Annotated in this window: 7 protein-coding genes; 3 read left to right on the forward strand and 4 right to left on the reverse strand. The window is 72.7% G+C overall.

Going from position 1 to position 6,154, the window contains the following annotated elements; translation table 11 throughout:
- Positions 1-1,935, forward strand: a 1,935-nt coding sequence (locus NBZ83_RS29365; protein WP_308203837.1) for a hypothetical protein, incomplete at its 5' end; no start/stop codon positions are given.
- 7 nt (positions 1,936-1,942) lie between these two features.
- Here NBZ83_RS29365 and NBZ83_RS29370 read toward each other — a convergent pair.
- Positions 1,943-2,365, reverse strand: coding sequence for a CoA-binding protein (locus NBZ83_RS29370; protein WP_136447924.1), 423 nt, complete (start codon positions 2,363-2,365; stop codon positions 1,943-1,945).
- 136 nt (positions 2,366-2,501) lie between these two features.
- On the opposite strand from NBZ83_RS29370, the gene NBZ83_RS29375 reads away from it, so the two are divergent.
- Complete coding sequence (locus NBZ83_RS29375) at positions 2,502-3,173, forward strand: HAD family hydrolase (protein ID WP_261576252.1); 672 nt, start codon at positions 2,502-2,504, stop codon at positions 3,171-3,173.
- Positions 3,174-3,259: 86 nt separating this feature from the next.
- Positions 3,260-3,577 (forward strand): type II toxin-antitoxin system RelE family toxin, encoded by a 318-nt coding sequence (locus tag NBZ83_RS29380; RefSeq protein ID WP_261568892.1) that lies wholly within the window; start codon positions 3,260-3,262, stop codon positions 3,575-3,577.
- 107 nt (positions 3,578-3,684) lie between these two features.
- Here the strand turns inward: NBZ83_RS29380 and NBZ83_RS29385 are convergent, their stop codons facing one another.
- The 3 genes from NBZ83_RS29385 to NBZ83_RS29395 form a co-directional block, all read right to left on the reverse strand.
- Entirely contained in the window at positions 3,685-4,248 is a 564-nt protein-coding gene (locus NBZ83_RS29385; RefSeq protein ID WP_261576253.1) for a DUF1990 domain-containing protein, read from the reverse strand.
- 79 nt (positions 4,249-4,327) lie between these two features.
- Positions 4,328-4,909, reverse strand: coding sequence for a TerD family protein (locus tag NBZ83_RS29390; protein WP_261568894.1), 582 nt, complete (start codon positions 4,907-4,909; stop codon positions 4,328-4,330).
- A gap of 118 nt (positions 4,910-5,027) precedes the next feature.
- Positions 5,028-6,089: an MBL fold metallo-hydrolase gene (locus NBZ83_RS29395; RefSeq protein WP_261576254.1), complete on the reverse strand. Its 1,062-nt coding sequence runs from the start codon at positions 6,087-6,089 to the stop codon at positions 5,028-5,030.
- Positions 6,090-6,154 lie beyond the last annotated feature (65 nt).

Below are 6,154 nucleotides of genomic sequence, written 5' to 3' on the forward strand. Positions count from 1 at the left end.
GATCAAGACCCCGGCTCCCCACCGCCACCTGCGCCGCCGCCGGTGCCGCCGCTGCCCTCGGCTGCGACGGCGGCGGCGGGACCGGCGGGACCCGACGACCCCGTCTATCCCGACGAGCCGGACCTTCCCGGCGGTCCGGTCCGGCCGGACGAACCCGACCTGCCCGCCTATCCGGACGAACCCGGCCACGGCAACGGCCATGACCTTCCGCGCGGCGCCGGCGCCGCGGCCCGCGAGACGGGGGAACCGGCGTCGCCCGACGCGCCGGTCGTACTGGGCGACGACGCCGGCGGCGAGGACCAGCCGCCTGTCCGCCGCCACCGTCGGTCGATGCGGCATCTGCCCTTCGCGGTCCTGCTCGCCGCGGGCGTGGCGCTGCGGGCGATCACCGCCTATGCCTATCGGCCGGCTTTCGAGTTCTACGGCGACTCCTACGCGTATCTACGCCTGTCGACGCTGAAGGCCCCCGACCCGATGCGCCCGGCGGGCTACCCGGCGTTCCTGCGGCTGCTGTCGTTCACCGACGACCTCTGGTGGGTCACCGTCGTCCAGCACGCGGCGGGGCTGGCGCTGGGCGTGACCCTCTACGTGATGCTGGTGCACCGGCGCATCGCGGCGCCGGTCGCGGCGCTCGCCGCGGCACCGGTCCTGCTCGACGCCTACGAGTTGGTCATCGAGCACTACGTGATGGCCGAGACGCTGTTCGCGGTGCTGCTGGTCGCCGCGATCGTCGCCCTGACCTGGTCGCCCCGCCCGTCGGTGTGGGCATGTGGGCTGGCCGGGCTGCTGCTCGCCGGCGCGGGCCTGGTCCGCACGATCGGCGTGGCCCTCGCCGTGCTGGTCGTCGGCTACCTGCTACTGCGCCGGGTCGGCTGGCTTCGCTTCGCGACCTTCGCCGTCGCCCTGGCCGTGCCGCTCGCCGGCTACGCGAGCTGGTTCCATGGAAGTCACGGGAAGTACGCGCTCACCGGCGGCGACGCGGTGTGGATGTACGGCCGGGTGGCGCCGATCGCCGACTGCGACCGGCTGCACCTGAGCCGGGCGCAGCTCGTGCTGTGCTCCCCGCACCCCGTCGCCGAACGGCCGGACCCCAGCTACTACGTGTGGAACGTCAACAGCCCGTCCCGGCGGCTGCATGTGCCCGCCGACGAGCGCGACGCGCTGCTACGCGATTTCACCCACCAGGTCATCCGATACCAGTTCGGCGACTACGTCCGCATGGTCGGCGGCGAGTTCGTCCACTACTTCCGCCCCGGCCGACCGATCGGGCACCGGGACTGGCCCGACGCCACCTGGCGCTTCCCCACCGGCGCCGAGCCCCGTTTCCTGCACAACGCCGAGCCGCTGCTGGGCCTGCACGGCGACACGCCGAAGCGCGAGATCCACGGGTCGGCCGCCGGCTTCCTGCGCCGCTACCAGCATGACGGCTTCGCGCCCGGCCCGGTGCTGGCCGCGATGCTGCTGCTCGCCGTCGTCGCGATCGCGGTACCGGCCCGACGCCGCGTCCCACGGCTTGGCGTGCGCGGTGCCCGGGCCAGGCGACGCTGGCGCGACCAGACGACCGAACACCGGCGGCTGCGCGCCGACACGGCCCTGCTCGCCGCGGCCGGCGTCGTGATCCTCGTGGTGCCGGCGGCCACGGTCTGCTTCGACTATCGCTACCTGCTGCCGGTGCTCGTCCTGTTCCCGCCCGCCGCGGCGCTGGGCACCCGCCGGCTCGTCCTGGTCCGCCGCTCCCGCCGGGCACCGGACGAGATCTCCCGCACCTCACTGTGGGCTCCCGCCGCACCCCAACCCGCGATGATCGGACCATCGTCGGCAGCACGCCTCGCCGATCAGGACCTCTCCGCCCCGGCTGGACCGGCAACCGGTCCAGCCGGCCCCGGCGAGGCGTCGATGCGGGGCGTCGCGGCGCGGCGCCGGCGCCGGCGCTGAGACCGGTTCAGCGGGTCCAGCCGAGACCGAGACGCGGGGCCTCCATCGCCGGGCAGGTGTCCATCACAACGTCGAGGCCAGCCTCACCGGCGCGGACGGCAGCCGCGTCATCGCGGACGCCGAGCTGGAGCCAGACGGCCTTCGCGCCGATTTTCACCGCCTCGTCCACCACCGGCCCGGCAAGCTCCGAACGGACGAACAGGTCGACGACGTCGACGGCAAACGGGATCTCGCTCAGAGTCGCGTACCCCTGCTCCCCCGCGACCACCGGCGCCGATGGGTGGACCGGCACCACCCGCTTGCCGTTGCGACGCAGGTACTCCGCGATGTCGAACGCGGTGCGGCGGGTGTCGGTGGACAGCCCGACGACCGCCCACACCTCGGTGTCGGCGAGCAGATGACGGATCGTGTCGTCGTCTCCATAGCGCATGCCCATCACCAACAGCGGCGGCTGTCCGTGTCATCCGGTCGGGTGGCGGCGGTCGGGTGGCAGCGGGGGGATGGCCCGCGGGTATCGTCGGCCTCCGGCACCGTCGACCAGACCGGGGGACGTTCGATGGGTTCCGATGGGTGAGGTCGCGGCGGTCGTCTTCGACCTCGACGGCGTCCTGATCGACTCCGAGCAGGTGTGGGACGACGTGCGGCGCGCCTACGTGGCCGAGCGGGGCGGGCGCTGGGAGGCGGACAGCACCAGCCGGATGATGGGGATGAGCACCGCCGAATGGTCGGGCTACCTGGCCGAGATCGGGGTGCCCGGGTCGGCGGCGGACATCGCCGACGAGGTCCTGCGGCGCGTCGCCGACCGCTACGGCTCGGCGCCGCCGCTGCTGCCCGGCGCGGTCGACGCCGTGCGCGCCCTCGCCGCGCTGCACCCGCTGGGCCTGGCAAGCTCCTCCGCCCGGATGCTCATCGAGCTGGTCCTCGGGCATACGGGCCTGGCCGGGCTGTTCCGCGCCGTCGTCTCCTCCGAGGAGGTCCCCCGCGGCAAGCCCGCGCCGGACGTGTACCTGGAGGCCGCCCGGCGGCTCGACGTGCCGGCCGGCGACTGCGTGGCGGTGGAGGACTCCACGAACGGGCTGCGCGCCGCCGCGGCCGCCGGGATGGTGGTCGTCGCCGTGCCGAACCCGCACTTCCCACCCGACGCCGACGCCCTGCGCCTGGCCTCGGCCCGGGTGGCCACCACCGCGGAGCTCACCCCCGCGGTCGTACAGGCCGCCGCGGCTCGGGCGGGCGCATAGGATCATTGGGTGAACAACGCGGAAGTCGTCTCTTCCCGCGCGGGATTGCCCCAGTTCCACTCACGTGACGGGACGGGTCGCTGGCGGTGAGCGACAAGCACGAGGTCACCCTCTCCACCTCGGCCGAACGGGACCTGGCCAAGCTCGCCGAGCTCACCCGCGGCGAGGTCCGCCGGTTCCTCGACGGCAAGCTACGCGACGACCCCCGCAAGGCCGGCACCCCGATTCCCGGCGAGCAGGTCGGCATGCACGAGGCCAGCGGCCCGGCCTGGCGGATCCTCTACCGGATCGACGCGAACACCCGCACCGTGCGGGTCATGGTCGTCGCACCGCGCGGTTCACGCACCCGGATCGTGCCCACGATCGGCAAGACGAGCCCCGCCACCGGCTGGCGCCGCATCTGACCTGCGTCACTGCCGCCGGCCGCCGCTGGCTGGTGGGCAACGCCGGCACGGAGCCAAGCCCGGCGACGGGCCGCGATGCGTTGGTGTGGGCGATCAGACGGCTCGGCTCAGCCCTCCGAAAGGCCCGCCGCGTCTTGTACCACGCGGGCGTAACGAACGGTCATCATTTCCTGCGCCCGTCGGCCCGCAGGCCCGGCCATCAGTGGCAGAAGCCCGTTCGGGCGGCTGAAGGCTGTGATGCCCAGCCAGACCGCGTCGTCGGCGTCGCGCTCGACGACGAAAGCCTCCTCGCCGACCTCTGGATGATCAGGCAGGGTCCCGTAGGCGAAACCGTGGCGGTCGGCCTCGTCGAGCACCCACACGACCCGGCAGGCAGCCAGCACGCCGACCCGCCCCCAGCCCGCGCACATCACCACGGTCGCCCCGACGTCCACCTCGGAAGTAGTCGCCACCAGCCTGAGAACGGCGTGCCGATGCATCCTCCAGCTCATGACCGCCGCGGCGGCGGCATCGAGCACGGGCCGTCCGTGGCCCAGCAACACGCGACGCCGCAGATGCCGATAACCGGCCGGCAGGCTGCCTGCCGTCGCCCCGCGCTCGGGGTACGTCAGCTCCGCCTCCCGGTAGCGGGCCACCTCACGCTCCAACCGTCCCGCAACGATCAGACGCATCCTCACAGCATCCCCGACCCGGCGGAGGAGGTCGCTCAGCAGAACGAGGTCGACAGCAAACGAGGTCGACAGCAGGGGGTCAGGAGACGTTGACGCCAAAATCCAGGGCGATTCCGCGCAGGCCGGAGGCGTAGCCCTGGCCGACGGCGCGGAACTTCCACTCCCCGCCGTAGCGGTAGAGCTCACCGAAGATCATCGCGGTCTCGGTGGAGGCGTCTTCGGTGAGGTCGTAGCGGGCCGCCTCCACACCGGTCGTGGCGTCGGTGACCCGGATGAAGGCGTCGCGGATCTGGCCGAAGGTCTGCCGACGGGTGTCCGCGTCATAGATCGACACCGCGAAGACGACCTTCGCCGCCTGCGGGGTCAACGTCCGCAGGTCGACGTTGACCTGCTCGTCGTCGCCGCCACCGCCGCCGACCAGGTTGTCGCCGAGGTGCGTGACCGCGCCGTCGGGGCTGACCAGGTTGTTGAAAAAGATGAAGTAGCCGTCGGAGAGCACCCGGCCGGCCTCGTTGACGACGATCGCGCTGGCGTCGAGGTCGTAGTCGGCACCGCTGGTCTGCCGCACCTTCCAACCCAGCCCGATGGTCACAGCCGTGAGGTTGGGAGCAACCTTGCTCAGCGAGACATTCCCGCCCTTGGACAGCGACACGGACGTCATGTTCCACACCCTAGTACCGATGGATGCGGCCCGAAATCCCCGCCTCCACCGGAGTCGGGACCGCCGCGGCAGCCAGTTTGCGGACATTCACGTAGATCTGGACGGGTTTGTGGTGGGTCTAGGCGTCGGCGAGCCGCCAGCGCGCGGGTGCGCCGTCGTCGACGCGGGCCGTGCCGGTCGCCACCAGCGCGGCGAGGCACCCGAAGGTGTCGGTGACGGCGTTCTGGAGCGCCACGCCGCGCAGGTTGCGGAACGGGCGGTGCCAGGTCACGTGGTCGGCGAGTTCCCAGACGGTGCTTGCGCCGGCACGCAGGCCCGCCAGCACCTCGGCGAGCCGGCCCTGGTGCACCGCGTCGATCTCGGCGAGGCGGGCTTCCAGGCCGGTGAAGCGGTGCTCGTGCGCCGGCAGGACCTCCGCGGCGTCCAGCCCGCGCAGCCGGGCGAGCGCGCGCAGGTGGTCACCGAGCGGGTCGGGATGGGACTCGTCCGGTTCGGGGGTGCCGACGACGGTCGACGGGAGCACATGGTCACCGGACAGCAACAGTCGGTTGACCGGCTCCCAGAAGCACAGGTGTCCCGGTGAATGGCCGGGCGTCCACAGCGCGCGCAGGTCCCAACCGGGGATGTCCGGTCGTCCGCCGTCCTCGATCAGGACGTCCGGGCGCGGAATCCGGCGGACGGCCGCCTGGGTGCCCTTGACGAGCTGCTCGGTCACCTCGGCCGGAGCGCCGGCGCGGGCCATCATTCCCGGGATCCGGGTGGCGAAACCGTTCTCGAACTGGCTCAGGATCGCGTTGTCCAACGGGTGCAGCGACACCCAGGCACCGGAGGCCTCCCGGATCCGCCCCGCCATCCCGAAGTGATCGAGATGGGCGTGGGTGACGATGACGCCCTGCACCTCGGCGACCGAGGTCCCGATCGTGTCCAGCCCGGTCTCCAGGACCGCGTAGGCGTCGTCGGAGTCCCAGCCGGCGTCGATCAGGTAAGGGCCGTCCGCGGTCTCGAAGACATAGACGGACACGTGAGCGGGCTTCGCCCAGGGCAGCGGGAGCGGGATGCTCCACAGCCCCGGCCGGACCTGCTCCACCGGCGGCAGGGGGCGGCGCCAGCGCACGGGCGGGGCGCCAGCGGGGCGCTGCACCGGCGCGGAGGGACGCCGTCCGATGTCGGGCGTGGTCATGGCCGTCGTTCCGCAACGGCAGAGCCTGCAACGGCAGAGTTCGGGGGGATGGCGCCGGAGGGGAT

Origin of the sequence: Frankia gtarii (assembly GCF_025403375.1) — a bacterium.
GTDB lineage: Bacteria > Actinomycetota > Actinomycetes > Frankiales > Frankiaceae > Frankia > Frankia gtarii.

Excerpts from the sequence above, each read along its gene's own strand:
- NBZ83_RS29370 (WP_136447924.1), bottom strand. The coding sequence starts at position 2,365 with ATGCGCTATGGAGACGACGACACGATCCGTCATCTGCTCGCCGACACC.
- NBZ83_RS29375 (WP_261576252.1), top strand. The coding sequence starts at position 2,502 with ATGGGTGAGGTCGCGGCGGTCGTCTTCGACCTCGACGGCGTCCTGATC.
- NBZ83_RS29385 (WP_261576253.1), bottom strand. The coding sequence starts at position 4,248 with ATGCGTCTGATCGTTGCGGGACGGTTGGAGCGTGAGGTGGCCCGCTAC.
- NBZ83_RS29390 (WP_261568894.1), bottom strand. The coding sequence starts at position 4,909 with ATGACGTCCGTGTCGCTGTCCAAGGGCGGGAATGTCTCGCTGAGCAAG.
- NBZ83_RS29395 (WP_261576254.1), bottom strand. The coding sequence starts at position 6,089 with ATGACCACGCCCGACATCGGACGGCGTCCCTCCGCGCCGGTGCAGCGC.